This is a genomic window from Pseudomonas sp. WS 5410 (assembly GCF_012985645.1).
In the GTDB taxonomy this organism is placed as follows: domain Bacteria; phylum Pseudomonadota; class Gammaproteobacteria; order Pseudomonadales; family Pseudomonadaceae; genus Aquipseudomonas; species Aquipseudomonas shahriarae.
In genome coordinates this window covers 1-15488 of sequence record NZ_JAAQWS010000020.1, presented here as the reverse complement: position 1 = coordinate 15488, position 15488 = coordinate 1, and the positions used below count along the sequence as shown (strand labels likewise).

Sequence of the window (15488 nt, the reverse complement as noted above, 5' to 3'; positions counted from 1 at the left end):
TAGGAGAAAGGTCGTGGAGTTCAGCCAACTGCGTATTTTCCAGGCCGTGGCCGAAGAGGGCTCCATCACCCGTGCTGCAGAGCGTCTGCACCGGGTGCCATCGAACCTCTCGACCCGCCTCAAGCAAATGGAAGAGCAACTGGGCGTCGAGCTGTTCGTGCGCGAGCGCCAGCGCCTGCAACTGTCGCCTGCCGGCAAGGTGCTGCTCGACTACAGCACGCGCCTTTTGGCCCTGCATGATGAAGCGCACGGTGCCGTGCAGGGTGGCCAACCGGCCGGGGATTTTGTGCTGGGCAGCATGTACAGCACCGCTGCGATCCATTTGCCGAAACTGCTGGCGCAATATCACAAGGCTTACCCCATGGTGAACCTGCAAGTGCAGTCGGCGCCCAGCGGTGAACTGCTCGAAGGCCTGATCACCGGGCGCCTGGATGCGGCGCTGGTGGATGGCCCGTTGACCCTGGCGACCCTGGACGGCGTACCGCTGTGTGAGGAGCGCCTGCTGCTGATCTGCGAGGCGGACCACCCACCGGTACGCGGCCCGCAGGATGTGGCCGGGCGCGCGGTGTTCACCTTCCGACGCAGTTGTTCCTATCGGGCGCGCCTGGAGGCGTGGTTTTCCCACGACCGTGTGGCCATGGGCCGCGCCATCGAGATCGAGTCCTATCAAGGCATGCTTGCATGTGTGATTGCCGGTTCCGGGGTTGCATTGATGTCCGAGTCGATGCTCGACAGCCTGCCCGGCAAGGACAGCGTGTCGATCCACCCCCTGGCCGAGCCATTTGCCCATGCCACCACCTGGCTGATGTGGCGCAAAGGCATGCTCGGGGCTAATCTCAATGCATGGATTGACCTGCAGCAAGAGGGCAAGACGCGGCCTGTACAAGAGTCCCGGGCGATTGCCTGACCGCCCCGTCAGGATTTGTATCAATTCAGTAATGGTTCGTTGCGGTTTCAGGCAAGCATTACGTGGGACTTAGTACTACTATCTGTAGGAAGCAGCCACAGAATTCCAGCTGCTCGGCACTACCCTCAAAGGGGGCACCATGAAAGAAAAACTGCAAAACTGGCTGCACGACCTCGGCGTCGCACTCGGCTTGATCGAGCCACCGCTGCAACCGGTGCCAATCCGCACCGATGACGAACAGCGCCGCCCGCGTCGCAGGTAAGTCCGGAAAAGCGCTCAGACATTGGTGTTTGGGCGCGATCACTTGTCACACTGTCCCTGAAGCACAGTAGATTGGGCGTGCGGTTGTATGCGATTGCTTTGTACCAGTCGAAGTCCGGACTCCTAAATTAAGTTGCGCTCACCTTGTCTGACCCTGGAAGTATTCTGGTCGGACGTTTCTTTTTGTCTGCTCCCTCGACCACTTCCGTGTTTGGACGCTTTATATTCCTGCTCTCTTCAAGGAAGGAAGACAGGGCTATGTCGTGTGTTAACAGTGATGGAATGCTGGTTTCCGCCAAGGTGATACTGCGTCGGTTTTACGCGATTGAGCATGGGGATCTGGACGGTATACATGCTTTAGTTGTCCACCAGACGGATGCACCTACTGCGCAACATACGTTCAACGGCTACCTTGCAAAAGGCAGTGGTGCGCACTTTCTGATTGATAAAAATGGCTTTGTTTACCAGACGGCCAGCTTGAAAAAGCGCTGCTACCACGTTGGAAAGCTCATACGCTCGAAGTGTCTGGCGATTGATAAAAAATCGTGTGACAGCGCCCAGATGGCCCGTATTCAAGCGTTATCGTGGACTGCGCAGATCAAGGCGTTGGACGCACATGAGCGAGCAAAAAGCTATCCTGTGAACTCCGACTCTATTGGCATCGAATTGGTGGGCAAACACTTGGATACCTCGCGGTATGAGTCCGTTACCCCCTTGCAGAACCAATCCCTTCAATGGCTCGTCAACGAGTTATATGTTCATTTCAACCTGTCCTCGGGTGATGTCTACAGGCACCCGCAGATATCCTATAAAAACCCGGGTGAAGCCAGTAGTGCGGTGTGGGAATGATGCCGATCAAAGCATGGCCGATAGGCGCATTACTCGTTCTTGCGGGATGTACGGATCGGCACACGCCCGACCTTGAAGGCATTGTTGTCTCCAGCTTCCAATCCCAAGAACCTGAGAGTTGCCGGCCTTCTGATGTGCCCCTTGATCCAAACCGTGTGCAGGCGTTTTTCCAGCGCGCCTCGAAGATTGATAGCCGCACCCTGCATGACCGTTACGAGTGGGCCCCTTGTTATCTGGAGGGCAACCTGAAGTACAACGGGCATATCTGCACATGGCAGGTTAGGGCGGGAGCTACTGGGGTCATCTGGTGTTCGGCGAAAGAGCAGTACTTTGCCTGTGACGAATGTGGTGATCTGTTTGAAAGACCTGAACAGTAAATAAGAGGGTGGGTGCGACAACCGACATCGCACCCGCTCAAGTCTGCTTCAATCAGGCTGCATCGGCCGCCGCCACCTCTGGCCGACGCGACAGCAGACTCACCAGCACAAAACTCACCACACTCACGCCCAGGCTGTAATAGATCGGCGTGTTTGCCTCCAAGCCATCCTTGACCATAAACACCAGTGACGTGACAAACCCCAATGCCATGGCGCTGATCGCACCCGCCGTCGTAGCGCGTTTCCAGTAAATCGCCCCGATCAATGGGATCAGCATGCCGCCGACCAGCAGGTTATAGGCCAGGGTCAGTGCGCTGATCACGTCGGTGACTATCAAGGCGATACCCAGCACGGCCATCCCAGTCAGCAGGGTGAACAAGCGGTTGATGTTCAGGCTCGACTGCTTGCCGCCGCGCAGGCGCGGCAGCAGGTCTTCGGTCAGCACGGTGGACGCGGCGAGCAGGCCGGCGCTGGCGGTGGACATCATCGCCGCCAGGGCCGCCGCGATCACCAGGCCGCGCAGGCCATCGGGCAACGACAGTTTGACGATGGCGGCGAAGGCGTTGTTGACGTTGTCCAGGTCCGGGATCAGCACATGGGCGGCCATGCCGATCAGGGCGCAGGCCAGGCCGTAGAGGATGCAGTAGAAGCCGGCGAAGGTTCCTGCGTACTGGGCGACTTTTGCGTCACGGGCGGTGAACACCCGTTGCCAGATGTCCTGGCCGATCAGGATGCCGAAAAAGTAGATCATGAAGTAGGTGATGATGGTGTCCCAGCCGATGCTGGTGAAGCTGAAACTGGCCGCCGGCAGTTTGGCCACCAGTTCATCCCAGCCGCCTACGCGGTACAGGCAGATCGGCAGCAGGATAAACATCAGGCCGACGGTCTTGATCACAAACTGCACGATATCGGTTAGCGTCAGCGACCACATGCCGCCAATGGTCGAATACACCAGCACCACGCCACCACCCAGCAGGATGGCGGCCCAGAACGGCAGGTCAAACATCACTTGCAATACGGTGCCGATCCCCAGGATCGAGGTCACCGCCAGCATCAGCGCATAGGCCAGCATGATCAGCCCGCTGGCCTGGCGGGCCGTGGGGTTGTAGCGCTGCTCCAGGACCTGGGTCACGGTGAAGATTTTCAGCTTGAGCAAGGGTTTTGCGAGAAACAGGTTCAGCGCAATGATCCCCGTGCCCAGCGCCGCGCAGAGCCAGAACCCGGAAATACCATGCACATAACCCAGGCGCACGCTGCCCACTGTGGACGCGCCGCCCAGCACCGTTGCGGCCATGGTGCCCATGTACAGGGTCGGCCCCAGGTTGCGCCCGGCGACTAGATAGTCTTCATGGGTCTTGGCCCGGCGCATGCCGAAATAGCCGAGCACGAGCATGCCGGCGGCGTAGATAAGTACGACGAATAGATCCAGAGCCATGGTGGCGCCTCTCCAGTTATTGTTTTTATGGACTAATCAGGTGACGCGCTACATCAACGGTGCGTGACTCCAGGCAGCACGCAGAGCATTTCGTACAGCAGGTTGGCGCCCAGCAACGAGGTGTTGCCGGTGGTGTCGTAGGGCGGCGAAACCTCCACCAGATCACAACCAATCAGGTCCAGGCCCTGGCAGCCCCGGATGATCTCGATCGCCTGTATGGTGGTCAGCCCGCCGATTTCCGGGGTGCCGGTGCCGGGCGCCCAGGCCGGGTCGATGCCGTCGATGTCGAAACTCAGGTACACCGGGCCGCCGCCGACCTTTTCCCGGACTTCGGCCATCAACGGCGCGAGGGAGTGGTGCCAGCATTCTTCGGCCTGGACCACGCGGAACCCCTGTTTGCGGCTCCAATTGAAGTCTTCGGCGGTATAGCCCTGGGCGCGCAGGCCGATTTGCACCACACGGTCGCAATCGAGCAGGCCCTCTTCGACGGCCCGGCGGAAGGTGGTGCCGTGGGCGATTTTCTCGCCGAACATATGGTCGTTGACGTCGGCGTGGGCATCGATATGCACCAGCCCGACCTTGCCGTGTTTCTTGTGGATCGCCCGCAGGATCGGCAGGGTGATGGTGTGGTCGCCGCCCAGGGTCAGCGGGATTACGTTATGGCCGAGGATCTCATCGTAGGCTTCTTCGATAATGCGCACGGCGTCCAGCAGGTTGAAGGTGTTGATCGCCACGTCGCCGATGTCGGCCACCGACAGCGAGTCGAACGGCGCAGCGCCGGTGGCCATGTTGTAGGGGCGGATCATCACCGACTCAGCGCGGATTTCACGCGGCCCGAAGCGGGTGCCGGCGCGCAGCGAGGTGCCGATATCCAGGGGCACGCCGACAAAGGCCGCATCCAGGCCGGCGGCGGTTTGCAGGTGGGGCAGGCGCATCATGGTAGCGATGCCGGCAAAGCGCGGCATTTCGTTGCCGCCCAGTGGTTGGTGAAAGATCTTGTCCACGGCAGTGCCTCATCGTTGTTGTGGTTATCAGAGGCCGATTCTGCGAAATGCCCGGCAACGGAAGAATCGCTGTGGGGAAATACTTAGTTCAGATTTTTCTAAACTAATGCCTGGGGTAGACTCCACCGGTTTGCGAAACCTGTTCCCTGTCCGCCGACTTTTTGCCTGGAGCGTCCATGGCCAATGCCTTGCCCGACCTGAAATTGCTGCGCATCTTCGTCAGCGTCGTGCGCCACCAGGGGTTTGCCAATGCCCAGCATGAGCTCAACCTGTCGACGTCGGCCATCAGCACCTATATGAGCCAACTGGAAGGCGCGTTGGGCCTGGTGCTGTGCCATCGCGGGCGTGGCGGGTTCAGCCTGACCAGCAAGGGCGAGTTGTTTCACCAGGAAACCTTGCGCCTGCTGGGCGAACTGGAGGGCTTCGAGCAATACGCGGCGGCGCTCAAGGGCGAACTGCGCGGCACGCTCAAACTGGGTGTGCTCGACTCCACGGTCAGCGACAAGGCCCTGCCATTTGCCGAAGTCATCGGCGCCTACAGCCTTGAGCACCCGGCGGTGCATCTGCACTTATCGGTGATGAGCCCCTACGAGCTGCAACTGGGGGTGCAGGACAATCGCCTGGACCTGGCCATCGGCGCCTTCTCCAACCGCATGAGCGGCTTGGTCTACATGCCGCTGTACCGCGAGCAGCACTGGCTCTATTGCAGTTCGCGGCATCCGCTGTTCAGCGAGCGACGCATTCCGGAGCAGGTGATTACCCAGCAACGCATGGTCGGGCGCGGTTACTGGAGCCAGGCGGAACTGGCGCGCCATGGCTTCAAACACAGCGCCGCCACTGTAGAAAGTATGGAGGCGCAGTTGATCCTGGTGTTGTCCGGCGCCTACATCGGCTACTTGCCCGAGCACTACGCCCAGGCCTGGGCCGACAAGGGCGACTTGCGGGTGCTGTTGCCGGCGACTTTTGGCTACCAGGCGCCGTTTTCGCTGATCATGCGCCGCGGGCGCAGCCGCGAACCGTTGATCCAGACCTTTCGCGATTTACTCAAAGCACAGCTCAATCAGGCCTGAATATGTCCAGACCCCAATGCCCCCGCTGCCTGCGGCCGACCACCCACTGCCTGTGCGCGCTGATCCCGAGCCTGCACAGCCGTACCCGGGTGTTGCTGTTGCAGCATCCCAGCGAGGTCAACCATGCGCTCAACACCGCGCGCCTCGCCGCGTTGGGCCTGGTGAATACGCAGTTGGTAGTGGGCGAAGTATTTGAAGACTTGCAGACCTTGCTCAACCCTCCGGGCTATCAGGCACGGCTGCTGTTTCCTGGCGAAGAGGCGCAGTCGCTGCAGACCTATGGCCCATCCGATGAGCCGTTGCTGCTGGTGGTGCCCGACGGTACCTGGCGCAAGGCGCGCAAGTTGCTGCACCTCAACCCGCTGCTGGCGGCGTTGCCACGGGTGACGCTGGCGGCGGGCGCAGTGTCCCGTTACCGGTTGCGCAAGGCACCGGGGCCAGGGGCGTTGTCGACGGTGGAGGCAATTGCGCAGGCGTTGCAGGTGCTGGAGGCGCCGCAGTCATTTGATCCGTTGTTGCGGCCGTTTGAGGCGTTGATCGACGGGCAGATTGCAGCGATGGGGGAGGAGGTGTTTCAGCGCAATCATGGGGGTGATTAGCCGGTTCACCCAGGTCCAGCTCCCCCATTGACCGCGCCGCTCAAGACATACGCGGTCGATGTAGGAGCTGGCTTGCCGGCGATGGCGCCTGCCCAAACACCGCTAACGCTCGCGCATCGCCTCCGTGCGTGCCTTCAACACCGGCTTGAGCAAGTAATCCAGCACGCTTTTCTCCCCGGTAATAATGTCCACCGTTGCCACCATCCCCGGGATGATCAGCAACGGTTTTTTATCCCCGCCCAGATGGTTCTTATCGGTGCGCACCTGGATCAGGTAGAAGCTGTTGCCCTTGTCGTCGGTAATCGTATCGGCGCCGATCAGTTCCAGTTTCGCCGCCAGCCCGCCGTAGATCGTGTAGTCATAGGCACTGAACTTGACCATCGCCTTCTGCCCCGGATGCAAGAACGCCACGTCCTGGGGCCGTACTTTGGCCTCGATCAGCAGGTTGTCTTCCAGCGGGACGATTTCCACCATGTCGCTGCCCGGCTGGACGACACCGCCGATGGTGTTGACCTTCAATTGCTTGATCACCCCATGCACCGGCGAGACCACGGTGGTGCGGCTGACGCGGTCATCGATGGCGATGCTGGTGGCGGTGATTTTTGACAGGTCGGTGCGTTTTTCGTTGAGTTCCTTGGCCGCTTCCGAGCGGAAGGTCTGTACCGATTCGTCGATCTTGCTCTTGATCTCATTGATCGCCGATTCCGCCCGGGGGATTGCCAGGGTGGTGGCGTTCAACGAGCCACGGATCTCCACGGCGCTGCGTTTGAGGCGCAGGATTTCCACCGGTGACACCGCGCCGGTGCCCACCAGAGGGGCCGACATGTTCATCTCTTGTTGCAGCAGCGCCAGGCTGGAGCTGAATTGGCCCTGTTTGGAGCGAAACTCCGCCAGTTCCTGGGTTTTCTGCCGCAACTGTTCACTCAAGGTCCGTTGCTCGCTGCTCAAGCGCCGCTGGCGTTGTTCAAACAGTGAGCGCTCGTCTTCAGCCACTTGCGGAGCCTTGGCGATCACTTCATCGGACAATTTGAACGGCCGCCCCTCGGCCTCGGCCGACAGGCGTTCGACCTGGGCGGTGAGGGCATACCGGTCGACTTCGCTTTCGCCCTTGTTCGAGCGGAACCGCGTGTCGTCCAGTTGCAGCAGTTTGTCGCCCTTGTCCACCATCTGCCCTTCGCGCACGTAGATCTGGGTGACGATGCCGCCTTCCAGGTTCTGGATCACTTGCACCTTGCTCGACGGGATGGCCTTGCCTTCGCCCATGGTCACTTCATCGAGAACGGCAAAGTTGGCCCACAGCAGGGCGCAGATGATCAGGCCGGCGGTCAGCCACACGATAATCCGTGAACGGCGCGGCGAGTCCTGCAGCGCAGCGCCTGCCAGTTCGGGCATGAATTCGCTGTCGGCGGTTTTGCCAAAGCTCTTGAAGTAGCCCGGTGGCGCGGGAGTGGCTGACATGGTGGGCTCCTAGACGGCGGCCGAGCCGACACGGCCCTTGCGCAGTGCATCAATCACACTTTCTTTGGGGCCGTCGGCAACGATGCGGCCGTTGTCCAGCACGATCAAGCGGTCGACCAGGCTGAGCATCGAGGTGCGGTGCGTGACCAACAGCAGTGTCTTGCCCTTGACCCACAGCTCCAGGCGCTGGCGCAGGGTTTCTTCGCTGCTGTTGTCCATGGCGCTGGTGGGTTCGTCCAGCAGCAGGATCGGCGGGTCGAGCAGCAACGCGCGGGCCAGCAACACCGCCTGGCGCTGGCCGCCGGACAGCAGTTGCCCGCGCTCGCCCACCGGCCGGTCGAAGCCTTGTGGGTGCTGGCGGGCCAGTTCGCTGACGCCGGTCAGTTCGGCCACTTCGAGCATCCGCACATCGCTGATATAGCGCGCGCCCAGGGTCAGGTTATCGCGCAGGCTGCCGGCCAACAGCGGCAGGTCATGGGCCACATAGCCCACTTGTTGGCGCAGGTCGGCCACATCCAGCTGGCGCAGGTCGAGGCCATCGAGCAGCAACTGGCCTTCTTCTGGCGCGTAGAAGCCCATCACCAGGCGGCCCAGTGTGCTTTTGCCCGAGCCGCTGCGGCCGATAATGCCCACGCGCTCGCCAGCCTTGAGCTGGAAACTGACCTGGCTCAGGGCCGGGGTGTTCTGCCCGGCATAGCGGAAGGTGACCTGGCTGACTTCCAGGGCGCCACTCAGTTGCGTGCGCTCCAGTGGGCGCTGCTGCGGGTCGCGCTCCTGGGGCAGGGCCATCAGCGCGTCGGTGCTGCGCATGGTCAATTGCGCCTGCTGGTAGCGGGTGATCAACCCGGCGATCTGCCCCAGCGGCGCCAATACCCGGCTGCCGAGCATGTAGGTGGCCACCAGCGCGCCGACACTGAGGCTGCCGGCGATGATGCTGTAGACCCCGGCAACAATGGTCGCCATCCCGGAAAACTGCTGGATGAACAGCGTGCCATTGGTGGCCAGCGCCGAGAGGTTGCGCGCATGGCTGTCGAGGCGGGTGAGGGCGCCGTGGGTGCTTTCCCACTGGTGCTGGCGCTCGCTTTCGGCGCTGCAGGCCTTGAGGGTTTCCAGGCCGCTGAGGGTTTCGATCAACAGCGCCTGGCGTTCGGCGCCCAGGCTCAGGCTTTTTTGCACGGTGTCGCGCAGGCGTACCTGGATCAGCATCGCAAAGCCGATGGTCAGCGGGAACGCACACAAAGGGATGATCACCAGCCAGCCGCCGAGCAGGCCGATCACCACCAGCATCAGCACGGCGAAGGGCAGGTCGATCAGGCTGGTAAGGGTCACCGCGGTGAGGAATTCGCGCAGGCCCTGGAAGTCATGGATGCTCTGGGCAAAACCGCCGATGGTGGCGGGGCGCGCCTTCATCGACATGCCGGTGATGCGCTCGAACAGGGTCGCTGACAAAATCACATCGGTCTTCTTGCCGGCGGTGTCCAGCAGATGGGCGCGCACCACCCGCAGTACCAGCTCGAACGCCGTGCCGATCAGCAGGCCGATCACCAGTACCCACAAGGTCGAGGTGGCCTGGTTCGGCACCACGCGGTCGTAGGTCTGCATCACGAACAGCGGCACCATCAGGCCCAGCAGGTTGATCAGCAAACTGGCGAGAATTGCATCGCTGTACAGCCAGCGCGACAGCTTCAAGGTGTCGCGAAACCACGCCTCGACTCTTGGCACCAGCGGCGCGCGCAGGTCTTCGATTTCGTGCCGTGGCCGGGCAAACAGGGCCTGGCCGCTGTAGGCCGCGCCGAGCTCTTCGCGGCTGACCCACTGTTCGCCGCCTTCGGCTTCGCTGGGCAGGATCAGCGCCTGGCCATCCTCGCCCCAGCGCCGCAACACCGCGCAGCGACCTTCGTTGAGCAGCAACAGCACTGGCAGGTTCAGCGCCGAGATGGCCTTCAAGTCCCGGCGCAATACCCGCGCCTGCAAGCTGGCCCGGGCCGCGGCCCGTGGCAGCAAGTCCAGGCTCAGGCGTTGTTGCGCCAAGGGCAGGCCGGCGCTCAGGCTGCTACGGCTGACGCTGCAGCCGTGCAGCTTGCAGAGGATCAGCAGGCCGTCGAGCAACGGGTCATCAAAGCTCTGGCGCGGGTCGACACCCGGGTTCAGCGGTTCCATCTGGCTCACGGCGATCTGCTCCACGTCGTTGGCTACTTCAGGTCAGGCAGGTGGGCTTCGCTTCTGACTTCCGACTGGGCAATGGCTTCGGCCGGCACCACCACGCGCTCCTTGTTCAGCAACTCGCCCATATTGGCCAGCACGCGGTACATGGAGAACTCTTCGGTGTAGCGCACTTCGGTGTAGCGCCGGTTGGCGTTGTACAGCTCGTTTTCACTGTCCAGCAGGTCCAGCAGGGTGCGTTGGCCCAGGCCGAACTGGTCCTGATAGGCCGCGCGTACGCGCTGGGTGGTTTCGGCATATTCGCGGGCGGTGGGGGTCTGGATGCGGGCGTTGTCCATGGCATGCCAGGCCAGGTTGAGGTTCTCGTTGAGCATGCGCAGGGCGTTGTTGCGGATGTCCATGGCCTGGTTGATCTTGTGCGAGTCCGACGCCAGGCGGGCTTTGTCGCTGCCGCCACGGAACAGGTTGTAGTTCATCACCACACCCACCCGCCATTCGTTGTCGTGGCCCAGGTCGCCCTGCACATTGTTATTGGCGCCCACCGCCGCCTCGGCATCGAAGCGTGGATAGAACGGCGACTTGGCCACCTCGTACTGGCTCTCGGCGGCCATCACATCGGACTGGGCCGACTTCAGATAGGGGTTGTTCTCCAGCATGCTGCGCCGGGCGCCGAGTTGGTCGCTGGGCAGCTCGCCCTTGATCGACGCCGGGCTTTCCAATTCATCCGGCATGCGCCCGACCACGCTATAGAAGTTCGATTCGGCGTCTTGCAGGTCGACCAGTGCGGTCTGGTAGTTGTTGTCTGCCAGGGCCCGGCGGGCGGTGGACTGGTCGCGGTCGGCGGTGCTGCCGATGCCGCGCTCGGTGCGCAGGCCGATCTGGTCGGTGACGCGCAGGTGCGCCTGCAGGTTGTTCTTGGCCAATGTCAGCAGGTCGCGGCGCTTGAGCACTTCCAGGTACACCTCGACGGTGCGCAGGGCCAGGCTCTCGGCGGTGCCACGGGTGTAATAGGCGCGGGAGTTGACCACCGCCCCGGTGCGCTGCACTTCGTTGGAGGTGTTGAAACCGTCGAACAGCATCTGGCGCAGGCGCAGTTCCGACTGGGTGTAGTTGTCGGTCTCGGTGTGGTGATTGCCACCACGGGCGCGGGTGGTGCTGTTGTCGCTGTAGCCACGGCCGTAGGCGGCATTGAGGTCGAGGCTGGGGTAGAAGCCGCCTTTGGCGACTTTTACATCTTCATCGGCCGAAAGCCGGCTGTTACGGCTGGCATTCAGTTCCGGGTGAGTGTCCAGCGTGCTTTGGATCGCTTGGGTCAGTGACATTGCTTGGGTGTTGGTGCAGGCCATGGCGATCAGAATCGCGCTGCAGAGGGGGGTAAAGGCGCGCATGGGTACATCTCCCGGTGTCAGTGTTACTGGTCTGTCGCCATTTATTTGACGAATTTAGAGGGCAAACCGTCTCAGGCTTGTAACAACACAGCTAAGAACATTTGCGGGGGGACCTAAGAAGGATTTCTCATAATGTTTATGTCCAAAAAAACTTATGCGTTCTGCGCGAAGCAAGACATTGTTCAAAGCACAAGCCTTGAGTTATGTGCGCTGTGGCGTGTTTTTCGGCTCGGGGAAAGTTCAATCGCAAGTGCAAGCAGGTGATGGGGTAGCGAAAAAAGGGGCGATTTTTTGTGACGGTTTTCTGTCGCTGCCTCTTTTGAAAGGCTCTCTGTAACGGGGTTGAAGCGCGGGTTGGCGGCTGATTTGAATCAGTTTTGTGCCACTTCCGGCCCCCCCGATCCACTGCACTTGTGCACGTAACCGAGGTGCCGACTACTGGGGTCGGACAGGGAGATAAGCGCATGGCCAAGTTAATCGGTGTTGTCAGCAAGGTGGTTGGGGAAGTCTTTGCCGTGGCAGGAGATGGCAGTCGCCGAAGCCTGATCGAAGGCGACCGACTGTTTGCCGGCGAGCAACTGCAGACCGGTGCGGCCGGTGCAGTCGCGGTGCAACTGACCAACGGCCAGGAGCTGACCCTGGGGCGCGACAGCAGCCTGGGCCTTTCCCCGCAATTGCTGGCTGGCCAGGCGCCGCAGATTCACGCCTCGGAAGACCTCGCACCGAGCCAGGCACAGTTGACCGATGTGCAGCAACTGCAAAAAGCCATCGCCGCCGGTGACGACCCGACCCAGACCGCTGAAGCCACGGCCGCCGGCCAAACCGGCAGCACGGCGGCAGGTGAGCTGGGCGGTGGGCACTCCTTTGTGTTGTTGACCGAAGTCGCCGGGCGGGTGGAGCCGGTCATCGGCTTTCCCACGGCAGGGTTTGGCGGGATCCCTGAGTTTCCGTTGTTCCAGGTCGCCGGCCAGCCCGATACCGGCAACGACCAGCCCGTGGTAGTGCCTCCCGACAACCCGGTGAGCCTGGGTGGGCTGGAGGTCGAGGGCGGCGAGTTGACGCTCAACGAGGCCAATCTTGCACAAGGCTCGGCCAGCAATCCGGCGGCGTTGGTGCAGACCGGTACCTTCAACGTCTCGGCGCCCGATGGCCTGCAAAGCCTGACCGTGGGCGGCATCAGCGTGGTCAGCGGCGGGGTGGCCAGCAGCTTCCCGCAAACTATCACCACCGGGCTGGGCAACACCCTGAGCATCACCGGCTACAACGCAGCCACCGGGGTGATCAGCTACAGCTACACCTTGACCGGCAATGAGGCCCATCCGTCGGGCAACGGCAGCAACAGCCTGAGTGAACAATTCGCGGTGGTCGCCACCGATAGCGATAACGACAGCGCCACCGGCTCGCTGGATATCACCCTCATCGACGACGTGCCCAAGGCGCTGGATGACAGCCATGAGGGCCGCGCTTCGGAAAGCCTGCTGACCCTCAGCGGCAACGTCCTGGATAACGACACCCAAGGTGCCGACCGCGTCGCCAGCGGCCCGATCACCGGCGGCACGTTCAGCGGTCAATACGGCACTCTGGTGCTGGCGGCTGACGGCAGCTACACCTACACGCTGAACACCGCCGACCCTGATTTTGTCGCGCTGCAGGGCGGCGGCAATGGCAGCGAAACCTTCACCTACACCCTGACCGACGCCGACGGCGACAGCAGCACCGCCAACCTGGTGCTGCAAGTGCACAACAATGATGACCCGGTGGTGATTGGCGGCATCAGCGTAAATGGCGCCGACCTGACCCTCTATGAAAAAAACCTGGTGGACGGCAGCAGCCCTGACGCTGGCGCGCTGACCCGCGCCGGCAGCCTGACCGTATCGGCCGTGGACGGCTTGCAGAACCTGTCGGTGGGCGGTATCAGCGTGGTGTCCGGCGGTGTCGCCGCCGGCTTCCCGCAATCCATCGCCACCGGCCTGGGCAATACCCTGACCATCACCGGGTTTGACCCGGCCACCGGGGTGATCAGCTACAGCTATACCCTGACGGGCACCGAGGCGCATCCGTCGGCGGGCGGGTTGAATGACCTGACCGAGAGCTTCAGCGTTATCGCCAACGACACCAACAACAGCACCGCCACCGGCACTCTGCACGTGAGTGTGGTGGACGATGTACCGACCGCTGCCGATGACGGCAATGCGCAAGTGGCCTCCGAAAGCCTGCTGACCCTGAGCGGCACGGTGTTGACCAATGACGCGCAAGGCGCCGATCGGGTCGCGTCCGGGCCGATTACGCCGGGCTCCTTCACGGGGCTTTACGGCACGTTGGAGTTGGCGGCGAATGGCACGTATGTGTACACGCTGAATACCGCCGATAGCGATTTTCTGGCATTGAATGGCGGCGGTAATGGGACTGAAACCTTTACCTATACCCTGACGGATGCCGATGGCGACACCAGCACCGCCAACCTTGTGTTGCAGGTGCATAACAATGACGACCCGGTGGTGTTGACGGGGCTTGAGGTGAATGGCGGGGAGGTTACGGTCTATGAGAAGAACCTGCCGTTGGGCAGTGCTATTGATGGGCCTGCGCTGACCCAATCCGGCACCTTCACGGTGACCGCCTTGGACGGCCTGAAAAACCTGACTGTGGGCGGGATTAGCGTCGTCACCAACGGCGTTGCCGCTACTTTTCCGCAGTCGGAACCTACCGGCTTCGGCAACACCCTGACCATCACTGGCTACAACGCCAGCACGGGGGTGATCAGCTATAGCTACACGCTCAACGGTATCGACAGCCACCCAGCCGGCGCGGGTACCAATAGCATCAGCGAGTCGTTTACGGTGGTCGCCACCGACAGTAACAACAGCAGTGCCAATGGTTCGCTGGACGTCAGTGTGGTCGACGACGTGCCGACTGCAGTTGATGACACCAATACACAAGTGGCCTCGGAAAGTCTGTTGACCTTGAGCGGCAGTGTTTTGGGTAATGACGTACAAGGTGCTGACCGCATAGCGACCGGGCCGGTTACGCCAACTACCATCGTGGGTACCTACGGCACTCTGCAGCTGTTCGCGGATGGCAGCTACACCTACACCCTCGACAAGACTGACCCGCAGTTCATGGCCCTGAATGGCGGCGGCAACGGCACCGAAACCTTCACCTATCAGCTTAACGATCTCGACGGCGACACCAGCACCGCCAACCTGGTGTTGCAGGTGCATAACAACGACGACCCAGTGGTGTTGACCGGCCTGAACGTCAATGGTGGCGAAGTCACCGTCTACGAGAAAAACCTGCCGTTGGGCAGCGCTAACGATGGGCCTGCGCTGACCCAATCCGGCACCTTCACGGTGACGGCCTTGGACGGCCTGAAAAACCTTACTGTGGGCGGCATCAGCGTCGTCACCAACGGCGTCGCCGCGACCTTCCCACAATCGGAACCCACTGGCTTCGGAAACACCCTGACCATCACCGGTTACAACGCCAGCACGGGTGTGATCAGTTACAGCTACACCCTCAACGGCACCGATAGCCACCCAACCGGCGCTGGTACTAACAGCATCAGTGAGTCGTTCGCGGTGGTTGCCACTGACACCAACAACAGCAGCGACAATGGTTCGCTGGACGTCAATGTGGTCGACGATGTGCCAAAAGCCGTCGACGACAATCCCGCAGGTATCGCCTCCGAGAGCCAGCTCATTCTTAGCGGCAGCGTGCTGGGCAATGACGTACAAGGTGCTGACCGCATAGCGACCGGGCCGGTTACGCCAACTACCATCGTGGGTACCTACGGCACCCTGCAACTGTTTGCCGATGGCAGTTATGTCTACACCCTCGACAAGACTGACCCGCAGTTCATGGCCCTGAATGGCGGCGGCAACGGCACCGAAACCTTCACCTATCAGCTTAACGATCTCGACGGCGACACCAGCACCGCCAACCTGGTGTTGCAGGTGCATAACAACGACGACCCAGTGGTG

Annotated in this window: 12 protein-coding genes; 7 read left to right on the top strand and 5 right to left on the bottom strand. The window is 61.6% G+C overall.

Translation table 11 applies throughout. The features are described from left to right. Positions 1–13: 13 nt before the first annotated feature. From HBO24_RS23935 to HBO24_RS23925, 4 genes are all read left to right on the top strand, one after another. On the top strand, positions 14–907 hold the full coding sequence (locus HBO24_RS23935; RefSeq protein ID WP_057441212.1) for a LysR family transcriptional regulator: 894 nt from the start codon (positions 14–16) through the stop codon (positions 905–907). A 139-nt stretch (positions 908–1046) separates the two neighbouring features. Then, the gene (locus tag HBO24_RS29715) at positions 1047–1169 is read left to right on the top strand and encodes a PA1414 family protein (RefSeq protein WP_003210728.1); all 123 of its coding nucleotides are present in this window, start codon (positions 1047–1049) and stop codon (positions 1167–1169) included. 257 nt (positions 1170–1426) lie between these two features. Continuing rightward, positions 1427–2017: an N-acetylmuramoyl-L-alanine amidase gene (locus HBO24_RS23930; RefSeq protein ID WP_170045808.1), complete on the top strand. Its 591-nt coding sequence runs from the start codon at positions 1427–1429 to the stop codon at positions 2015–2017. Beyond that, positions 2014–2394, top strand: coding sequence for a hypothetical protein (locus HBO24_RS23925; protein WP_178112939.1), 381 nt, complete (start codon positions 2014–2016; stop codon positions 2392–2394). Before HBO24_RS23930 ends, HBO24_RS23925 begins: the two co-directional genes overlap by 4 nt. A 52-nt stretch (positions 2395–2446) precedes the next feature. Here the strand turns inward: HBO24_RS23925 and HBO24_RS23920 are convergent, their stop codons facing one another. Both HBO24_RS23920 and speB read right to left on the bottom strand, forming a co-directional pair. After that, positions 2447–3829, bottom strand: a complete 1383-nt coding sequence (locus HBO24_RS23920) for a sodium:solute symporter (RefSeq protein WP_170045799.1) — start codon at positions 3827–3829, stop codon at positions 2447–2449. A gap of 53 nt (positions 3830–3882) precedes the next feature. Beyond that, positions 3883–4833, bottom strand: coding sequence for an agmatinase (speB, locus tag HBO24_RS23915; protein ID WP_120732183.1), 951 nt, complete (start codon positions 4831–4833; stop codon positions 3883–3885). 176 nt (positions 4834–5009) lie between these two features. On the opposite strand from speB, the gene HBO24_RS23910 reads away from it, so the two are divergent. Together HBO24_RS23910 and HBO24_RS23905 are read left to right on the top strand one after the other, a co-directional pair. Beyond that, on the top strand, positions 5010–5903 hold the full coding sequence (locus HBO24_RS23910) for a LysR family transcriptional regulator (protein ID WP_057441205.1): 894 nt from the start codon (positions 5010–5012) through the stop codon (positions 5901–5903). A 2-nt stretch (positions 5904–5905) separates the two neighbouring features. Beyond that, positions 5906–6502, top strand: a complete 597-nt coding sequence (locus HBO24_RS23905) for a DTW domain-containing protein (RefSeq protein ID WP_170045801.1) — start codon at positions 5906–5908, stop codon at positions 6500–6502. A gap of 102 nt (positions 6503–6604) precedes the next feature. Here HBO24_RS23905 and HBO24_RS23900 read toward each other — a convergent pair whose 3' ends face one another. From HBO24_RS23900 to HBO24_RS23890, 3 genes are read right to left on the bottom strand one after another with little or no spacing between them, the layout of a single operon-like run. Continuing rightward, positions 6605–7960, bottom strand: coding sequence for an HlyD family type I secretion periplasmic adaptor subunit (locus HBO24_RS23900; RefSeq protein ID WP_170060457.1), 1356 nt, complete (start codon positions 7958–7960; stop codon positions 6605–6607). Positions 7961–7969: 9 nt separating this feature from the next. Further along, a complete protein-coding gene (locus tag HBO24_RS23895) occupies positions 7970–10129 on the bottom strand; it encodes a type I secretion system permease/ATPase (RefSeq protein ID WP_170045804.1) in 2160 nt (719 codons plus the stop codon). 23 nt (positions 10130–10152) lie between these two features. Further along, positions 10153–11511, bottom strand: coding sequence for a TolC family outer membrane protein (locus HBO24_RS23890; RefSeq protein WP_115127631.1), 1359 nt, complete (start codon positions 11509–11511; stop codon positions 10153–10155). Positions 11512–11975: 464 nt separating this feature from the next. Here HBO24_RS23890 and HBO24_RS23885 point away from each other — a divergent pair. Beyond that, positions 11976–15488, top strand: a 3513-nt coding sequence (locus HBO24_RS23885) for a retention module-containing protein (RefSeq protein ID WP_170060456.1), incomplete at its 3' end; no start/stop codon positions are given.

Coding starts and splice junctions, on each gene's coding strand:
- HBO24_RS29715 (WP_003210728.1), top strand. CDS start 1,047: ATGAAAGAAAAACTGCAAAACTGGCTGCACGACCTCGGCGTCGCACTC.
- HBO24_RS23905 (WP_170045801.1), top strand. CDS start 5,906: ATGTCCAGACCCCAATGCCCCCGCTGCCTGCGGCCGACCACCCACTGC.
- HBO24_RS23925 (WP_178112939.1), top strand. CDS start 2,014: ATGATGCCGATCAAAGCATGGCCGATAGGCGCATTACTCGTTCTTGCG.
- HBO24_RS23910 (WP_057441205.1), top strand. CDS start 5,010: ATGGCCAATGCCTTGCCCGACCTGAAATTGCTGCGCATCTTCGTCAGC.
- HBO24_RS23900 (WP_170060457.1), bottom strand. CDS start 7,960: ATGTCAGCCACTCCCGCGCCACCGGGCTACTTCAAGAGCTTTGGCAAA.
- HBO24_RS23930 (WP_170045808.1), top strand. CDS start 1,427: ATGTCGTGTGTTAACAGTGATGGAATGCTGGTTTCCGCCAAGGTGATA.
- HBO24_RS23890 (WP_115127631.1), bottom strand. CDS start 11,511: ATGCGCGCCTTTACCCCCCTCTGCAGCGCGATTCTGATCGCCATGGCC.
- HBO24_RS23920 (WP_170045799.1), bottom strand. CDS start 3,829: ATGGCTCTGGATCTATTCGTCGTACTTATCTACGCCGCCGGCATGCTC.